The following is a 16,433-nucleotide window of genomic DNA, read 5'->3' on the forward strand; positions in this document are numbered from 1 at the left end:
GTCTCGGCCATACTGGCCCTAACAATCCCATCATACGCGAAATGCGCGGCCTCTCCAAACAGAGACTGCCGCGCATTCGTTTCAAATTGTGCTCAGCGCACCCGGTGAATCGGCCGCGCTCAGGCGGCCTTTCTAGGGAGTTGCGCCACCGTGCTTTCGATCAGCGCCCGGTGCAGTGCGGTGATACCCGCCTCCATCTCTTTTGCGGCAAGGACGAATTGGACATCCACGCTGCGCGGAGTCTGATGCGCGGCGATCACCTCGATGCCAGCCTCTTCCAGCGCCGCGAGACCCCGGCTCAGCACGCGCAGACCGCTCAAATCACGCCCGATGGGCGACACGAGCGATAGCGTGCGGGCCGAGACCTTGGCCGAGGGGTAAATCTCTTCGAGATCGCGCGCCACGCGCCGGACAACCTTGAGCGATGCCTGAACATAGTGGGTGATCGTATTGGCGTTCGAAGTCTTGGACACGATCCAGACATTGTGCCGCTTGAGCGCCTCGAGAATGGCCGCGTCATAGCCTTTGACGCCCACCATATCCTGTTCGAAGAGTTCCAGCGCCACGACTTTGAGGCCAGTCACGATCTCGACACTTGGGGTATCGGTCGGCTGATCGTCGATCAGCGTTCCCGGATCGCCGGGATCAAAGGCATTCGTCACCCGAAGTGCAACATCCGCCTGCCGCAGGGTCTTGGCCGCCTTGGGATGGATCGCCTCCATCCCGAGATTCGAGAGCTGATCCGCGACGTCATAATTGGTATGGCCCAGCTTGCGCACCGCCTCTTCGCCCACCAGCTTGGGATCGGCAGAGGACAGGTGGAATTCCTTGTGGATGATCGCCTCTTTCGCGCTCGTGTAGGCAGCGATAGTGGCGAATGTCACCTCGGAATAGCCCCGGTCGAATTCGCGCATGAGCCCTTCGGTGCATTGGGCATAGCCGGTGACAATCGGCATTTCGCTGGACAGGTCCACGTCTTGTAGGCCTGCCGCGATGCGTTCGGACAGGCTGTGCTCGCTCTCGTCGCGCCAACCGCTGAGGTCGATGAACCGCGCATTCACGCCAGCCCGCTGCAACAGAAGCGTGGTGACAAAGGCCGAATGGGATTCGCCCAGACCAGACAACAATTCGCGGATGACCAGCATGTGATCGCTCAGGCGGAAATGACCGTAGGAGCACAGCCGTTGCAGATCGAAGAGGCACGAGCGCGCGCCTTCGATCCGCTCGCGCACGAACTCGTCCGCCATGCTGCGGTCGCCGGGATTGTCGAGGATGTCGCGATGCGCTTCGCGCATTGCGTGGCCCACCTCGGTCAAAGCGTCCAGCCAGCCGTGATCGTCATCCCCGTTGGCGAAGCGCGCATAGACCCCCGGCGTGCCGGATTTCTTATGCTCCAACAGCTTGTTGGTGATCCCGCCAAAGGCCGAGACCACAAAGATACGGTGATAGAGCGCATCGCCCTCACGGGAGCCGATAAAGAGTGTGTCGAGAAGCTCGTTTACACGGCTCATGGATGTGCCGCCGATCTTTTCAACGGTGTGATCTGGAAATGTCATATTCCTCTTATCCGGGCTGCTGCCCGGACCCTCTTGTCAGGCGCTTTCCAGCGCGTAAGAGCCATCGGCCTGATGCACCTCTTTGCCTGTCACCGGCGGGTTGAAGCAGCAGGCCATGACCAGCTCTTCTTCGGCGCGCAGGATGTGGCGATCATGCTTGTCGAGCGCATACATGACGCCTGGCTTGATATCATGCGTCTCGCCCGTGGCGATATCGGTGATCGAGCCTTTGCCCTGCATGCAATAGACGCTCTCAAAGTGGTTTTTGTATTCGAACGTATGTTCCGAACCGGGCTCGAGGAACGTGATGTGGAAGGAAAACCCCATCCCGTCGTCGGCCAGAAGCATCCGCACACTCGACCATTGCGCGTCCGATACGACGCGTCCGCGCTCTTCTTCGATGATCTTGTTGAAGTCTCTTACGATCATTCCTGTTACTCCGCTGCAAGTTTCTGTGTCTGTGTCACCTCACGCGCCGCCGCTTCGAGGATGTCCAATCCCTTTTTCAGGGTTGCCTCAGGCGTTGTCAGGGCGGCAAGCACTTTGACCACCTCATCATGGGCGCCCGAGGTCTCTATGATAAGCCCCTTTTCAAAGGCTCGGGCACAGATGGCCGAGGCAAGTGCGCCATCCCCCACATCGACCCCCTGCATCATGCCACGCCCCTTGGGGCGGGCGCCGGGAATACCATCGGCGATCCGTATAAGTGCATCGCGCAAGATTTCAGACTTGGCGGCGATAGATTTCTGGAACGCATCATCCGCCCAGAATTTTTCGATCGCCACACGTGCGGTGACAAAGGCATGGGTGTTGCCGCGGAAGGTGCCGTTATGCTCGGCTGGGCCCCAGATGTCATGCTCGGGCTTGATCAGCAGCGTGGCAAAGGGCAGGCCCATCCCCGAAAAGCTCTTGGCCATCGGGATGAGATCCGGCTCGATGCCCATCTCTTCAAAGCTGAAGAAGGTGCCGGTGCGCCCGCATCCGGCCTGAATGTCATCGACGATCAGCAGCGCGCCATGCTCTTTGGCCAGCCGGGCGACCCCCTGCATGAAGGCGGTGGAGGCGGCATTCAGCCCGCCCTCGCCCTGCACCGGCTCGATGATAAAGGCGGCAGGCGCATCGACGCCGCTTGATGGGTTGCCCAGCATTTCCTCGATAATACGAAGGCTGTCCACATCCGATCCAAACGCGCCCTCATAGGGCATGTGCGTGGTGCCGCAGAGCGATCCGCCGCCTGCGCCCGCGCGCTTGCCCGCGTTTCCGGTGCAGCTCAGCGCGCCCATGGTCATGCCGTGAAACCCGTTGGTAAAGGCAATGATGTTGCGCCGCCCCGTGACCTTGCGCGCCAGTTTCATTGCGGCCTCGACCGCGTTGGTGCCGGTCGGGCCGGTCATCATCACCTTATAATCCATGCCGCGTGGTTTCAGGATGATATCCTCGAACGCACGCAGGAAATCGGCCTTGGCCCCGGTGTGCATATCAAGACCATGGGTGACCCCATCGGCGGTGATATGCTCTATCAATGCCGCCTTCATGTCCGGGTCGTTGTGCCCATAGTTGAGTGACGAGCACCCGGCGAGAAAGTCGATATAGGTATTGCCCTGCGCGTCAGTCATCTCGGACCCCTGCGCCTTGACAAAGGCGGTGGGAAAGCTGCGGCAATAGCTGCGTGCCTCGCTCTCGCGGCGGGCAAAAATTTCCAGGTCGGCTGACATGTCAGTCGTCATAACGTGTTCCTTCATGTGATTGGGAAATGGGCGGGCAGGAGGCCTGAGGATCAGGCCGCCTTTTTCATCCGCTCTTTCATGGCGATCGTGACCATGTATTCGGTGTCGTGCAGATCGTTGAAATGCAGCGATTTCGAGAAATACGGCGTGCTCGACAATTCGCCGTCGTTCAGATCGCTGAACTTTCGGAAAAGCGCCCAGCTTGCGGCGTTGTCGCGGGTAATCGTGGTTTGCACCCGGGTCACATCCTTGCAGATGTCACGCGACAGCAGCCCGCGCAGCATCAGCGTGCCAAGCCCAGTGCCCCGCGCCTTTTCCGAAACGGCCACTTGCCAGACAAAGAAGGTCTCGGGGTCATCGGGCAGGATATAGCCCGACACCCAGCCGACAATCTCGCCGCCCAACTCAGCAACGATGCAGGTGTCGCGGAAATGATCGCATTGTATCAGGTTGCAATACATCGAGTTTTCATCGAGCGGCTTGCAGACCTGAATCAGCTCCCAAATGGCTGCGCCATCCTCGGACGAGGGCTTGCGCAGGGTTGGCAGGGCTTTCCGAAACATTTCCATCGCATGTCGCATCGCTGAGTGACCTCTCTATTTGCTTTGTATAACTAAATATAACAAGACCGCCCATAAATCAACCTTTCCGATCAAAATAGAGTTTACAGTGGATTTTTGATAAAAACCCTTAAATTTCTACCCTAACTGCTCTATATATTTAATTAGCGAACTAAATTAGTTTCTCAGGAGGAATGAAATTGCAATTGAGCGACAGCTTTGCGACCATTACAGCCATTACAAGAGGGGCTCGGATGGACCGCACAGACCAAAGCTTGATCGCCCTGCGTCGCATCCTGCGCGCAACCGAAATTTATGGGCGCAAGCTCGCTACCGCAGCGGGGCTGACGGCGGTGCAATTCCGCGTGCTACAGATCGTGGCTGAACGGGGCAGTTGCACTGCAACCCACATCGCGCACCAGATGCGCGTGTCTCAGGCGACCATTACGGCCCTGGTGGACAAACTGGTGAAACACGGGATGGTGACGCGGGAAAAGTCGCAGACCGACCGCCGCCAGACCAATATCGTGATCACCGATGCAGGTCATGAGACCATCCGCCGTGCGCCTGACGCGCTTCAGCAGCGTTATGTGCGCAAGTTCGAGGCGCTTGCGGATTGGGAACAGGCGCAGCTTGTGGCGTCTCTTGAGCGGGTCGCCACCCTGCTTGACGCTGAGGATATAGATGCGGCTCCGGTGCTTGATACTGGTGATTTCCGCACCCATTCCTGAACCAGAAACAAGAACACCCGCCGGGGGCGGGCGCTCTGATATCTGATTGGATCATCGTCTTAGCGATACGCGGCTTCCTTGCCGAAATGCTTGGTCAACATGTAATAGATCACCGCACGATATTTGTTGCGCTCGGATTTGCCATAGGTCTCGATCACCTGATTGATTGCATCCATCAGCGCCGGGCTGTCGGCCAGCCCCAGTTTCTTGACGAGAAAATTCGTCTTGACCGTCTCAAGCTCTGCCGGTTGGCTGCCCGCAACCGTCGAGGCATCGGCATTGTAAATCGCCGGACCGCAGCCAATCGTCACCTTGGTCAGCAGATCCATATCCGGTTCCATCCCGCATTTATTCCGCAGATCATCCGCGTATTTCGCGATCAGGTCGTCACGCTTTCCCATCACTTCTCTCCCATTTTCCGGCAAAAGGCCGGCCCATCGTTTTACCAAGCCCCACAAATGACGCTTCGGGCACGATAGCCGGGGATTTTTCGAAGACAAAGGGAAATCTTCCCTAATCCTCCCCTTGGGCGAAAACCCTGTCAAAGCAGCGATCGACCACGAAGAAGACCCTAGTTGAGCGTTACACCCTTCTTTCGGCCATGGTCGGTGGTCTTGTCGAATTTTATGTCGACGGCGTTGTATTTCTTGATGATTGCGTCGCCGCCCGCGCACCCGGCGCGCTCGATCTCTTCGGCGGCCGCAATACCATGACGCCCGTGCTGCCGTTCATGCTCGGTCAGTGCTGCCAGCATGCTATCGAATTTCTTACGAACGTCTGCGGGCATTTTAGAGGGGTTTTTGTGCTTTGGCAGGATGATGTCGACCGTGACGCTCAATTTGCAGTCGCCAGTCCACTGCACATACCACGTGGTATAGGCCCAATAGCTCTTGGGGCCTTTTTTGTCCATTTCCTGCGCCAACCCTGCAAGCGAGGTGGCCGAAACCGGGTAGGTTTTGATTGTTTCGGTGACTTTCGGCTTGGCGTGCGCCGCCGAGATGCCACCCAGGCCGAGTGTCAGGCCAAGGGCCAGGACACCGACATTAAAAAAGCTCTTCTTCAACATCGGTCTCCTGTCCAATAGCTGATTTGGTTAATATCGGTAATGCTCCGGCTTGAACGGGCCATCAGTGCCAACGCCGATGTAATCCGCCTGATCTTGCCGCAACTGCGTAAGCTTGACGCCAATGCGATCAAGATGCAAACGCGCGACTTTCTCGTCAAGATGTTTCGGCAGGACATAGACCTCGTTGCCGTATTGGTCGCCTTTGGTCCAAAGCTCGATCTGCGCCAGCACCTGATTGGTGAAAGATGCAGACATAACGAACGACGGATGGCCAGTGGCGTTGCCGAGGTTCAACAGGCGACCCTCGGACAAAAGAATGATCCGGTTGCCCGAAGGCATCTCGATCATGTCCACCTGGTCCTTGATATTGGTCCATTTGTGGTTCTTGAGGGCGGCAACCTGAATTTCGTTGTCGAAATGGCCGATGTTGCCGACGATCGCCATATCCTTCATCGCGCGCATGTGCTCGATGCGGATCACGTCCTTGTTGCCGGTGGTGGTGATGAAGATGTCGGCGCTGTCGATCACATCCTCCAGCACAACCACTTCGAACCCGTCCATCGCCGCCTGAAGGGCGCAAATCGGATCTACTTCGGTCACTTTCACGCGCGCACCGGCGCCACGCAGCGACGCGGCAGAGCCTTTGCCCACGTCGCCATAGCCGCAGACGACGGCAACCTTGCCTGCCATCATGGTGTCGGTGGCGCGGCGAATACCGTCCACAAGGCTCTCTTTGCAGCCGTATTTATTGTCGAATTTCGACTTGGTCACCGAGTCGTTGACGTTGATGGCCGGGAAGGGCAGCTGCCCCTTCTTGTGCAGGTCATAGAGACGATGAACGCCGGTTGTGGTTTCCTCGGATACGCCCTTGATCTGGTCGCGGACCTTTGTGAACCAACCGGGGCTGGCCTTCATCCGCTTGGCGATTTGCGCCTTGATCACTTCTTCCTCTTCCGAGGCGGGGACCGGGATGATGTCTTCGCCCGCTTCTGCGCGCGCGCCGAGCAGGACATAGAGCGTCGCATCGCCGCCATCGTCGAGGATCATGTTCGGGCCGTCCTCGAACATGAAGGATTTGTCGAGATAATCCCAGTGCTCCTCAAGGCTCTGCCCCTTGATCGCAAAAACCGGGGTTCCCCCTGCGGCAATCGCCGCTGCTGCGTGGTCCTGTGTCGAAAAAATGTTGCAAGACGCCCAACGAACATCTGCGCCCAGATCCACCAGCGTTTCGATCAACACGGCCGTCTGAATGGTCATGTGCAGGCTTCCGACGATCCGGGCACCCTTGAGCGGTTTGACTTCGCCGTACTCCTTGCGCAGAGCCATCAAGCCCGGCATTTCAGTTTCCGCAATGTCCAGTTCCTTGCGCCCATAAGCGGCGAGGTTGATGTCCTTGACGATGTAATCTTTTGCCATCTGGAGTGGCTCCTTGCATGATGAATTTGCAAGGCAGATAGCACTCGCATCCCCTCTGGACAATGCGCGATTAGCCCGCCACCCCCTCTGGGTGGGTTGGTGCGGCATCCTGCCAGTTCTGGCCCGTGGCGATCACACAACTCAGCCCATCAGGCCGGGTCACAAAGACGGTGAAGCTGCCTGTCTGATCCGACGCCCAGATTTCAAGCAACTGTTGCGCACTTTGCAGGCCGCCGCCTGCCAGATGCTCGGAATAGCGCTCCTCAAGGTGTTCAATCAGATCGGCGCGCGGCAGGCAGGTCATCGTTTGCACGTGGGTGAGCGGTACGAGGGCTGCGACACCAAAGATGATTGCGATGGAACAGAGACGTTTGAACATGTCTTTCTTCTCAACTCTGGCGTGCGAGTGCGCCGGGTTTCCGTGCCATCAATCGGGGGAAGCGAGGATCGCGTTGCACTAAAACTCCGCGCACAAGCGCGTGTGGCGTTTGTGTTTAGGGTTTGCACCCGGATCAGCCTTTGCCTAGGTCTGTCGCCATGATCGCCTCACCTCGCCTTACCTTCTCCAGCCCAGCCGCGCGGCTGCAATACACGCTCTTGATGGGGCTCTTTCGCCTTGCCGTTACACGCGGGCTCTATGGCCGGTTTGCGCGTGGCCTTGGGCGGCTTTTCGACTCCGAGAATGCGGTTATCCTGCATGACGGCGAGGCGGCACCCTATCGTATCCTCCTCAACGATGGCTATTGGACTCGCTTCGCGCTTTATCTTGCGCCCTATGAGCCCGAGGTTGATGCGGTGTTGCGCGCTGCCGCCGGGGCGACGCCGCTCTTTTGCGATCTCGGCGCAAACATGGGGTATTGGACAACCCGCGCCGAGCCGCTCTTTGAGCGCGTGATCGCGGTCGAGGCTTCAGCGCGGACATTCGATCGGTTGCGGGGCAATGCCTCCGCGCTGCCGGGTGTCACGCTTCACCGTGCGGCGATCCATGCGCTGTCTGGTCAGGTGCTGACTTTTGTGAATACCCATCTCAGCCATGCCTCTGCCCGCTTGATGGGCGACATCCCAGCGAGTGCGCAGGACCGGACCGAGACCGTGACGACGCTTGCCATCGACGATCTTGTCCCCCCCGGCACCGCCGCGCTGATCAAGCTTGATGTCGAAGGAGCAGAAATTGCGGCCATTTCGGGTGCCGCCCGCGCCATCGCCGAAGGATCGGTTCTGATCTACGAGGATCATGGCAGCGATCCGGACTGCACGGTGAGCGCGCATTTGCTGGCACAGCCTGGGCTTAGTGTCTACTCCAGCGAAAATGGCCTGACTGCCATGCCCGACATTGCCACAATCCGGGCTCTCAAGAGCGATCCATTCAAGGGTTACAACTTTGTTGCCGCGCGCGCTGACTCGCCTCTTCTGGCGGGGATCATGCAGGGCTTTGCAAAATCGGCCGTGCCGCGCTAGGCAGGATCGTCCAACATTTCCGGAGGCCGTATGCCCAAACCCCGCGCCTGGCAAAAGATGCTCTCGGGTCGGCGGCTTGATCTGCTTGATCCCACGCCCGTTGATATCGAGATTGAGGATATTGCCCATGGTCTCAGTTTTGTCGCCCGCTGGAATGGGCAGACCTTGGGTGACTTTGCCTATTCCGTGGCCGAGCACTCCTTGCTGGTCGAAAGGCTCTATTCCCGCCTGACGCCTGCTGCTCCCGCCAAATGGCGATTGGCCGCGCTCCTGCATGATGCGCCGGAATACGTGATCGGCGACATGATATCCCCGGTCAAGAACGCGGTCGGGCCGGGCTATGACGATCTTGACAAACGCCTTGCTGCGGCGATCCACATCCGCTTTGGCCTGCCCGCCGCGATCCCGCCTGCGATCAAGAAACAGATCAAGCAGGCCGATAAAATCAGCGCCTGGATGGAGGCCACAGAAATCGCGGGGTTCTCGGTGGCTGAGGCGGATCGTTTCTTTGGCAAACCTGATGCTGCGCTGCTGCAGGGGCTTTGCATCACCCTTCGTCCCCCGGTCGAGACGCGCAATGACTACACCGCGCGCTATCAGGCCCTTATCGCCGAGATTGGCTAATTCCAACCGCCGCGCGACATGAGCCCCATCGCCTCGAGTTGGCGCCAGCCAACCAGCCGGGTCGAACCTTCGCACCATAGATCCGGGTCTGCCTGCAACGCGTCGTAGTAGCCGTCATAGAGACTACTATTGGCAAAATGCTCTTGTCGGGCCTTTTCTTCGGCAGAGCGTTCGACCACGGTGTTGAGGAATTTGCTGTGCAGCAGGATGCCGGAGGTCAACTCGCCCCCGGTCGTGTCATAGACATGATTCAGCCGTCGGGGCAGGAGTGCATGCGCGGAACTCACATAGGCATAGCGTCGGTTCCATTTGACCAAGGGCACCTTGCCCATGGTCGGTGCACGGCGTGGATCGCTGGCAAAGAACATCCGGGCACGCGGGCCGCCTTGAATCCAAAGGTTCTGCAAATCCTGTTTTTGCCGCATTCCATAATTACCGCCATCGAACCAGCACAGCGCCGCGAACGGGTATGATCCAGCCTCATAGGGATGTTGCGATAGCGGGCCTTGCGGATACATATCCAGCATCAGCGCGCCGAAAGAGCGGCGCTTTTGCCCTTCCAGCCATTCACAAAGCGCGGGAAGGGGGCGGGTGTCGTGATAGGGATAGATCAGGCATTCATCGGCATCCAAGGTCAGGCACCAGTGGCCGTGGCCGTGTTTCATCTGCAACCAAGTCAGCCAATCGACGCCAAAGCGCGACAGCTTGTAGCTATGGTCCGTGCTCCAGAGCGAGACATCGGGTTGCGCGGCCAGATAGTCACGTGTGCCATCGTCGCTGGCATTCTCGACAATCAGGAAATGCCGCACGCCAAGGTTCCGGTGATGGTCGAGGAAATAGGGTAGTCGCACCACCTCGTTTCGGACTGTGCTGAAGCAGAGGATATCAGCGGGTTTGATCTGGGCTGTTTCGTCACGAACACAACGCAGTTGCCGCCTTTTGCGAAAGCTACGCCACAGCAGGCGCCGCCGCTTCCACCGTAGGCGATAGGTCATCGCCAGATCGCTGATCCTCTCGCCTGTGGCCATGCGGTCCCCGTGATCCCCCAAGCGGCAGAGTCAGCGCTATTTGTCGTAATGTCCAGTCTGATGCCAGCGCCACGCATCCCCGATCATTTGTGCGAGCGTAGAGCGTTTCGGCTGCCAGCCTAGTTCTGCCGCGGCGCGGGTCGATCCCGAAACAAGCCGCGTGCAATCGCCTGGCCGCCGTGCGCCTTCGACCACGGGCACGGCCCGGTTCGTCACGGCCGCAGATTGGTCGATCACCTCGCGCACGGAAAATCCGGTCCCGGTGCCAAGGTTGAATATGCGGCTGCTGTTGCCTGCCTCTAGCCATTTGAGGCCCAGAACATGCGCGTCGACCAGATCACTGACATGCACATAATCGCGGATACAGGTGCCGTCGGGCGTATCGTAATCCGTGCCAAAGATCGTCAGCGCAGCGCGCTTGCCGTCGATTGCATCCAGCATCAGCGGGATAAGGTGGGTTTCGGGTTGGTGAAATTCACCAATCTCTGCCTCTGGGTCGGCACCTGCGACGTTGAAGTAGCGGAAAATCACATGGCGCAGGCCATATGCGGCCCCGAAATCGCGGAGCATGTCCTCGATGGCGCGCTTGGAGGCACCATAGGCATTGATCGGTTGCTGCGTGCACCCCTCGTCAAGCAGTACGTTGTCCTGATCGCCATAGGTGGCGCAGGTCGAGGAAAACACAAAGTCGAGACAGTTCGCTGCCACTGCCGCCTGAATCAGCGACAGCGACCCGGCGACGTTGTTGTGCCAATAGAGACCTGGATCACGCATGCTCTCGCCCACTTGGCTGAGTGCTGCAAAATGCATCACCGCCGCGGGTCGATAGGTGGCAAATACCTCATCGAGCCGCGCGCGATCCGTCAGATCGCCTTGCTCGAAGGGGCCGAATTTCACGGCGTCCTGCCAGCCGGTGCACAGATTGTCGTAGGTGACAGGCGTATAGCCTGCTTGCGCCAATGTCTTGCAGGCGTGGCTGCCGATATAGCCCGCCCCGCCTGTGACCAGAATATGCGTCACCAGTAGTCCTTTCGTGGTGTCTTACTGAGCCGCTTTTTCAGAGTGAACCACGTCCGAAATATAATTCCAAAGTTCATCCCGCAACTCGTCGCGCGCCAGCGCAAAAGCCACGGTTGCCTGCAAGAACCCTGCTTTAGAGCCGCAATCGAACCGCTGGCCCTGAAAGCGGAAACCGTAAACCTCCTCGCCATCTTCGCGCGCGGCATCAATGGCATCGGTCAGTTGGATTTCGCCACCTGCGCCAGCCTGCTTGCGGTTGAGTTTCTGCAAGACGGTAGGGGTCAGGATATAGCGCCCGATCACCGCGAGGTTCGAGGGGGCCGTGCCTGCGGCTGGTTTTTCCACCATGCCTTTGGTCGACACGATGCTTCCCATATCCTCTTTGATATCGAGAATACCGTAAGAGCTCGTCATGGAATCTGGCACTTCCATCGCCGCCACGATATTGCCCTGCGTTTCCTCAAAGGCCTCGACCATCTGTGCAAGACAGGGTTTTTCCGCGGCAATCACGTCATCCGGCAGGATCACGGCAAAGGGTTCGTTCGAGATGAGCCGCCGCGCGCACCACACGGCATGGCCCAGACCTAGCGGCTTGTGCTGGCGCATATATGCCACTTCGCCGCTGTCCATGTTGGTGGATTTCAGGATTTCGAGCAGGTCATCCTTACCTTTGCGGCGCAGCTCGGCCTCAAGCTGAGGGGCGTAGTCGAAATAATCCTCAAGCGCACCTTTGCCGCGCGAGGTGATGAAGATGAATTCCTTGATCCCGGCGGCGCGCGCCTCATCTATGGCGTATTGCACCAAGGGACGATCAACCAGCGTCATGATTTCCTTGGGCACCGATTTCGTGGCTGGCAGGAACCGTGTTCCAAGCCCGGCGACTGGAAAGATTGCCTTGGTTACTTTGCTACGCATGGAATGCTCCTGGATAACTTTTGGTCACCTTACACAACAGCGACGTCTTTTGCATCGTGTTAAGGGGAAAATTCGCGAAATGTTGCGATTTGGCAGGGTATTGATGAGCGGTCTTTAGCCCATGCCCATTTCTTGCATCATCGCCTCGATCCGGGGCACATCCTCGGGGTTGTTCAACTCCCAGAATTGTCGTCCCTGCGCTGCGACCTCGACGCATAGCACGGCGCGCCCGCGTTCGAGAAACCGCAACTGCTCTAGCCCTTCGAGCTTTTCCAGCGGCCCGATGGGCCAGGTGGCATAGTCGCGCAGCGCTTGTGGGCGGTAGGCGTAGACACCGACATGGTGAAAGACGGGCGTCTCCTCCTCTGCCTCATAGCGACGAGGGGTGTAGGGGATCACCTCCTTGGAGAAATAGAGCGCGCGCGCGCCCTCGCCAAAGACCGCCGTTGTGCCGCCGACCCGGCCATTTGCGCGGTCGTCGAGAAAGCCGTTGAGGGCGCGACCGTCACATCGCAGCACGGGCGTTGCCACCTCTGCCCCGGAATCTGCGCGCAGGCCAGCGATCAGATCCTCGACGAACCAATGCGGGGTGAGCGGTGCGTCGCCTTGCAGGTTGACGATGATGTCATAGTCGCCGCCCATCACCTCCAGCGCCTCGGCACAGCGCTCGGTGCCGTTGCCGCAACTTTCAGAGGTCATGACAACCTCTGCACCGAATGCCTCGGAGGCTGCGCGGATACGGTCGTCATCGGTGGCCACAACAACCCGGTCGACACCCTGCACCTGACAGGCGGCCTCCCATGAGCGTTGGATCAGGCTCTTGGCCTCGCCCGTGGCCCCGGTCAGGGCCACCAGCGGTTTGCCGGGATAGCGGGTCGAGGCATAGCGCGCAGGAATGACGATGACGACGCTCATCTTATGCTCCTTTCAGAACCACGCCGGGGGCGAGGGCGATAAAGAACGGATTGGCAAAATCTGCCTTGCCATAAGTGAGCGGCTGATGATCCTCGAAGCGCACCACCTGCCCACCTGCCCCATTCAGCACAGCATGCCCGGCGGCGGTATCCCATTCCATCGTGCGCCCCAGACGGGGATAGAGATCGGCCTCGCCGGTCGCGACAAGGCAGAACTTGAGCGAGGAGCCCGCGCTCGTCATGTCCTTGACCGCGTATTTGCCGATGTAGTCGTCGGTGGCCTGATCGCGGTGCGATTTGCTCGCCACGACCATGAGCGCGGTATTGTCCGGTTGCGCCACCCGAACGGGCCGCAAGGCACCGGGTGTGTCCAATGCAAACGGCCCTTCTTCCTCGACCGAACTGCCATCGGCCAGCGTGTAGAACATGCGCCCCTTGGCTGGGGCATAGACCACGCCTCTGGTCGGCACGCCTGCCTCGACATAGGCGATATTGACTGTGAAATCACCGCGCCGGTTGATGAATTCCTTGGTGCCATCCAAGGGGTCAACGATCAAAAAGGTTTTGGCCGTCTCGCCATGGGACGTCGCCTGTTCTTCTGTGACCAGTGGAACCTCGGGGAAAGCGGCGCGCAGCCCGGCAGAGATGATCGCATCCGCCGCCTCGTCCGCCTCTGTGACGGGGCTTGCGTCGGACTTGACCTTTACCGCGAAATCATCCGCCTCGTAGATGTCCATGATCTTTGCCCCGGCTTCAAGCGCTAGGGCCCGCATCACCGAAATCAGCCTGTCATACTCCAAATCGCCACTCCTTTGCCGCCAAGACGCCACTTTGCGCCGTTAACCGATGGATTATATCTGCGCCCTTATGATACGCTCTCGCAAGGACGGCAAGAAACCCGGACCACAAAATCAGAGACCAGCGGCACCGCGCCATGTTCAAGACCACCCGCCCCAGATCAAATCTGCACTCGGCAATCACCATTGCAGAGCTGATTTATCATGCCGCCGTGCGGGATGTCCGCAAGAGCGATGGCAATGCTGTAGTGGCATTGGTCAAGAATATCATGACCGTAGTCATCATGGTGCTCGCGTTTTACTTCATGTTCTCGGTGCTTGGCCTCAAAGGCATGAAAATTCGTGGTGATTTCCTACTGTTCATGATGTCCGGCATCTTTGTTTACATCACCCATATCAAGGCGATGAGCGCGGTCATGGGGGCCGAGGGGCCAGCATCTCCCATGATGCAACACGCGCCGATGAACACGGTCATCGCGATCTGTTCGGCGGCGCTCAGCTCGCTCTACATTCAAGTTCTATCGCTTTTTGTGGTGCTTTTCGTTTACCATGTGGGTTTCGTGCCGATCACCATTTACCAGCCCATTCAGGCCTTTGGCATGATCCTGACCGCGTGGTTCACAGGTGTTGCTGTAGGTCTCGTGCTCTTGGCGATCAAGCCATGGGCACCTGGCTTCGTGACGATCTTTGCCATGATCTATCAGCGGGCCAATATGATCGCCTCAGGCAAGATGTTCGTGGTGAACACCTTGCCCACATTCATGATGAACATGTTTGACTGGAACCCACTGTTTCACATCATCGACCAGACGCGCGGTTTCGTGTTCATCAACTATTTTCCGCATCGGACCTCGCTTGAGTATCCGTATTACGTCGGTATTGCACTTCTGATGATCGGGCTGATGGCGGAATTCTACACCCGCCAGTATGCGTCGAGCAGTTGGGAAGCGCGGCGCTAAACCGCCAGTATCATTGCAGCACCTTGCCCTCGGGCCATGTCATCCGCGTGTTTACCGTGATTGTCTGCGTCTCTCGGGCAGGTAGATCAAATGTCCACGCCAAAATCCCGCGCGCGCCCTCAATGTCCCGCTCGGCGGGCATCGGTTCGGCAGTCCAGGTTATCTCCAGATCCTCTTGTTCGGATACTGGCACGCGGTCGATCAGGCGCAGCGGCCATACCTCTCCTGTCAGGTTCTCGACGGTGATCTCGACCGTCTCTGTCTGCTCATTGGATTTTGTGAGGATGCCCCGGTCTCCTTCATTGCGGTCACGCACCAGACGGGTCAGACGCAGCCCCTCGATCGGGCCAAAGGACATGTCGGCCTTGTCCCCGTCCGCGATCAGGTTGAGCCAGCGTTGCCCGACATAGCGCCCGTCGAGGTAGAACCGCGCCTCGGATGTAGGCAAGAGGATCTCGCCGGTGTCATTCGTCAGGCGCGCCATGAGGTAGGCGGTCTGATCCAGCATCGGCACCGCCTGTGCCACGACCTCGGCCTTGGTTTCCATCGGGGCCAGCATGAGGCGCACATTATCGGCCCCGGTGGTGACACTGACAGGGGCGGGATAGCTATAGCTGACCGATAGCCCGTCAAAGCTGGCAACGGCCATGTCAGAGGTTGCGGCCTCTGCCACGGGTGCGGCCATGAACACCGCTTCGGCCTTGCCGCGCGCCATCGGTTGAATCGCCTCGGGATCATCAATCCGCACGATCCAAGGCCAGATTTGTCCCGGTTCGGTCTGCTGTGACGGTCGCAGGGTCGAGAGGGTTAGCGCGATGTCTTGCCAATTCTCACCGGTGGATTGCTGCACAAACGCACCGCGTTCGATCCTGAGTGCGCCGCTGTCGCGCGCCAGGTGCAGATCATAGAGCGGCTGCCAGCCTGCATCGGGGATGGTGTAGGTTACGGTCAGCGTGCCTTGGGTGTCTGCATCCGAGGTGATCGCCACGGCGAGCATGGCGCGGGCCTCGTCCTCGGGCACGAGTGCGTTCAACGCTTGTCGCGCGGCATCGCGCGCCTTGATCTGGTCCTTGAGGGCACGTTTGGCGGCCTCGGCCCGGCGGGTTGCGGCGGCTTCGGCCTGACGGGCCAGCAGGGTCTCGCTGCCGATCATGGCGCTCAGGTCGCGCAGTTGATCCGGCGTCAGGGTTGCGGTCCCGTCCCCTTGTCCGATCTGCGCCAGAAAGGCGATACGCGCGCGCGCCGCCTCTGCCTCGATCTCTATGTCGGCGATGCCTTCGCGGGCAAGGCGCAACGCCTCTTCCAGCCGCTCGACCTCGGCACGGGCCGCGATCAGGGCCGCACTGTCGGGGGCATCGCGGGGCGGCACGTAATCGTTGCGCGTGGTGAGGCCTCCCATACGCGCGCCCTCAACCGCTACCCGCACAGAGGCGAGGGGCGTGCCTTTTGGCAAATCGGCCAATATCAGGTCATGCTGCCCCGCCGGGGCGCTAAAAGCCACTTCGCGGGTCACGGTTGCGCCTTGCGGATAGAGGGTCACGGCGCTGACGCGGCTGGAGAGGGCGATATCCTCGGCCATTGCGGGCAGGGCGAGCGACGCCAGAGGCAGAACAAGACAAAGGGCACGCATGCTAAAGCTCCTGAACAGTTTGCCCAATGTTC

At 59.1% G+C, this 16,433-nt stretch carries 18 protein-coding genes; 4 read left to right on the forward strand and 14 right to left on the reverse strand.

The features are described 5' to 3' along the window. Positions 1-119: 119 nt before the first annotated feature. Genes AACZ65_RS02600 through ectA form a run of 4 tightly spaced genes read right to left on the reverse strand, consistent with a single transcriptional unit; the run spans position 120 to position 3,852 of the window. Entirely contained in the window at positions 120-1,556 is a 1,437-nt protein-coding gene (locus tag AACZ65_RS02600; protein ID WP_339667774.1) for an aspartate kinase, read from the reverse strand. A gap of 36 nt (positions 1,557-1,592) precedes the next feature. After that, entirely contained in the window at positions 1,593-1,985 is a 393-nt protein-coding gene (locus AACZ65_RS02605; protein ID WP_339667775.1) for an ectoine synthase, read from the reverse strand. A 5-nt stretch (positions 1,986-1,990) separates the two neighbouring features. Then, positions 1,991-3,283 (reverse strand): diaminobutyrate--2-oxoglutarate transaminase, encoded by a 1,293-nt coding sequence (gene ectB / locus AACZ65_RS02610; RefSeq protein ID WP_339667776.1) that lies wholly within the window; start codon positions 3,281-3,283, stop codon positions 1,991-1,993. A gap of 50 nt (positions 3,284-3,333) precedes the next feature. Beyond that, a complete protein-coding gene (gene ectA / locus AACZ65_RS02615; RefSeq protein WP_339668012.1) occupies positions 3,334-3,852 on the reverse strand; it encodes a diaminobutyrate acetyltransferase in 519 nt (172 codons plus the stop codon). Between the two features lie 245 nt (positions 3,853-4,097). Here ectA and AACZ65_RS02620 point away from each other — a divergent pair, with 245 nt between their 5' ends. Continuing rightward, a complete protein-coding gene (locus tag AACZ65_RS02620; RefSeq protein WP_037276003.1) occupies positions 4,098-4,574 on the forward strand; it encodes a MarR family transcriptional regulator in 477 nt (158 codons plus the stop codon). 59 nt (positions 4,575-4,633) lie between these two features. Here the strand turns inward: AACZ65_RS02620 and AACZ65_RS02625 are convergent, their stop codons facing one another. From AACZ65_RS02625 to AACZ65_RS02640, 4 genes are all read right to left on the reverse strand, one after another. Further along, positions 4,634-4,975, reverse strand: coding sequence for a DUF2853 family protein (locus AACZ65_RS02625; RefSeq protein ID WP_037276000.1), 342 nt, complete (start codon positions 4,973-4,975; stop codon positions 4,634-4,636). Between the two features lie 170 nt (positions 4,976-5,145). Continuing rightward, the gene (locus AACZ65_RS02630; protein ID WP_339667777.1) at positions 5,146-5,640 is read right to left on the reverse strand and encodes a DUF922 domain-containing protein; all 495 of its coding nucleotides are present in this window, start codon (positions 5,638-5,640) and stop codon (positions 5,146-5,148) included. Between the two features lie 27 nt (positions 5,641-5,667). Continuing rightward, complete coding sequence (ahcY, locus tag AACZ65_RS02635; protein ID WP_339667778.1) at positions 5,668-7,056, reverse strand: adenosylhomocysteinase; 1,389 nt, start codon at positions 7,054-7,056, stop codon at positions 5,668-5,670. A gap of 70 nt (positions 7,057-7,126) precedes the next feature. Further along, positions 7,127-7,435, reverse strand: a complete 309-nt coding sequence (locus AACZ65_RS02640; protein ID WP_339667779.1) for a hypothetical protein — start codon at positions 7,433-7,435, stop codon at positions 7,127-7,129. A gap of 158 nt (positions 7,436-7,593) precedes the next feature. On the opposite strand from AACZ65_RS02640, the gene AACZ65_RS02645 reads away from it, so the two are divergent. Continuing rightward, complete coding sequence (locus AACZ65_RS02645; protein ID WP_339667780.1) at positions 7,594-8,514, forward strand: FkbM family methyltransferase; 921 nt, start codon at positions 7,594-7,596, stop codon at positions 8,512-8,514. 30 nt (positions 8,515-8,544) lie between these two features. Then, positions 8,545-9,138, forward strand: coding sequence for an HD family hydrolase (locus AACZ65_RS02650; RefSeq protein WP_339667781.1), 594 nt, complete (start codon positions 8,545-8,547; stop codon positions 9,136-9,138). Here the strand turns inward: AACZ65_RS02650 and AACZ65_RS02655 are convergent. From AACZ65_RS02655 to cysQ, 5 genes are all read right to left on the reverse strand, one after another. Further along, positions 9,135-10,166: a glycosyltransferase family 2 protein gene (locus AACZ65_RS02655; protein ID WP_339667782.1), complete on the reverse strand. Its 1,032-nt coding sequence runs from the start codon at positions 10,164-10,166 to the stop codon at positions 9,135-9,137. The two genes, AACZ65_RS02650 and AACZ65_RS02655, sit on opposite strands and share 4 nt — an antisense overlap. A gap of 36 nt (positions 10,167-10,202) precedes the next feature. Further along, entirely contained in the window at positions 10,203-11,186 is a 984-nt protein-coding gene (gene galE / locus AACZ65_RS02660; RefSeq protein WP_339667783.1) for a UDP-glucose 4-epimerase GalE, read from the reverse strand. Positions 11,187-11,207: 21 nt separating this feature from the next. Next, positions 11,208-12,101: a UTP--glucose-1-phosphate uridylyltransferase gene (locus AACZ65_RS02665; RefSeq protein ID WP_037275979.1), complete on the reverse strand. Its 894-nt coding sequence runs from the start codon at positions 12,099-12,101 to the stop codon at positions 11,208-11,210. A 114-nt stretch (positions 12,102-12,215) separates the two neighbouring features. After that, positions 12,216-13,016, reverse strand: a complete 801-nt coding sequence (locus tag AACZ65_RS02670; protein WP_339667784.1) for a manno-octulosonate cytidylyltransferase — start codon at positions 13,014-13,016, stop codon at positions 12,216-12,218. 1 nt (position 13,017) lies between these two features. Further along, positions 13,018-13,815, reverse strand: coding sequence for a 3'(2'),5'-bisphosphate nucleotidase CysQ (gene cysQ, locus AACZ65_RS02675; RefSeq protein ID WP_339667785.1), 798 nt, complete (start codon positions 13,813-13,815; stop codon positions 13,018-13,020). A gap of 134 nt (positions 13,816-13,949) precedes the next feature. On the opposite strand from cysQ, the gene AACZ65_RS02680 reads away from it, so the two are divergent. Next, the gene (locus AACZ65_RS02680) at positions 13,950-14,771 is read left to right on the forward strand and encodes an ABC transporter permease (RefSeq protein ID WP_339667786.1); all 822 of its coding nucleotides are present in this window, start codon (positions 13,950-13,952) and stop codon (positions 14,769-14,771) included. A 10-nt stretch (positions 14,772-14,781) separates the two neighbouring features. Here AACZ65_RS02680 and AACZ65_RS02685 read toward each other — a convergent pair whose 3' ends face one another. Next, on the reverse strand, positions 14,782-16,401 hold the full coding sequence (locus tag AACZ65_RS02685) for a DUF4139 domain-containing protein (RefSeq protein WP_339667787.1): 1,620 nt from the start codon (positions 16,399-16,401) through the stop codon (positions 14,782-14,784). Positions 16,402-16,433: the final 32 nt, after the last annotated feature.

Source organism: uncultured Roseovarius sp. (genome assembly GCF_963972555.1).
GTDB classification, from domain to species: domain Bacteria; phylum Pseudomonadota; class Alphaproteobacteria; order Rhodobacterales; family Rhodobacteraceae; genus Roseovarius; species Roseovarius mucosus.

Excerpts from the sequence above, each read along its gene's own strand:
- AACZ65_RS02650 (WP_339667781.1), top strand. The coding sequence starts at position 8,545 with ATGCCCAAACCCCGCGCCTGGCAAAAGATGCTCTCGGGTCGGCGGCTT.
- AACZ65_RS02670 (WP_339667784.1), bottom strand. The coding sequence starts at position 13,016 with ATGAGCGTCGTCATCGTCATTCCTGCGCGCTATGCCTCGACCCGCTAT.
- AACZ65_RS02630 (WP_339667777.1), bottom strand. The coding sequence starts at position 5,640 with ATGTTGAAGAAGAGCTTTTTTAATGTCGGTGTCCTGGCCCTTGGCCTG.
- AACZ65_RS02680 (WP_339667786.1), top strand. The coding sequence starts at position 13,950 with ATGTTCAAGACCACCCGCCCCAGATCAAATCTGCACTCGGCAATCACC.
- AACZ65_RS02600 (WP_339667774.1), bottom strand. The coding sequence starts at position 1,556 with ATGACATTTCCAGATCACACCGTTGAAAAGATCGGCGGCACATCCATG.
- AACZ65_RS02655 (WP_339667782.1), bottom strand. The coding sequence starts at position 10,166 with ATGGCCACAGGCGAGAGGATCAGCGATCTGGCGATGACCTATCGCCTA.
- AACZ65_RS02605 (WP_339667775.1), bottom strand. The coding sequence starts at position 1,985 with ATGATCGTAAGAGACTTCAACAAGATCATCGAAGAAGAGCGCGGACGC.
- ectB (WP_339667776.1), bottom strand. The coding sequence starts at position 3,283 with ATGACGACTGACATGTCAGCCGACCTGGAAATTTTTGCCCGCCGCGAG.
- ectA (WP_339668012.1), bottom strand. The coding sequence starts at position 3,852 with ATGGAAATGTTTCGGAAAGCCCTGCCAACCCTGCGCAAGCCCTCGTCC.
- AACZ65_RS02685 (WP_339667787.1), bottom strand. The coding sequence starts at position 16,401 with ATGCGTGCCCTTTGTCTTGTTCTGCCTCTGGCGTCGCTCGCCCTGCCC.
- AACZ65_RS02645 (WP_339667780.1), top strand. The coding sequence starts at position 7,594 with ATGATCGCCTCACCTCGCCTTACCTTCTCCAGCCCAGCCGCGCGGCTG.
- AACZ65_RS02620 (WP_037276003.1), top strand. The coding sequence starts at position 4,098 with ATGGACCGCACAGACCAAAGCTTGATCGCCCTGCGTCGCATCCTGCGC.
- AACZ65_RS02640 (WP_339667779.1), bottom strand. The coding sequence starts at position 7,435 with ATGTTCAAACGTCTCTGTTCCATCGCAATCATCTTTGGTGTCGCAGCC.
- AACZ65_RS02625 (WP_037276000.1), bottom strand. The coding sequence starts at position 4,975 with ATGGGAAAGCGTGACGACCTGATCGCGAAATACGCGGATGATCTGCGG.
- ahcY (WP_339667778.1), bottom strand. The coding sequence starts at position 7,056 with ATGGCAAAAGATTACATCGTCAAGGACATCAACCTCGCCGCTTATGGG.
- AACZ65_RS02665 (WP_037275979.1), bottom strand. The coding sequence starts at position 12,101 with ATGCGTAGCAAAGTAACCAAGGCAATCTTTCCAGTCGCCGGGCTTGGA.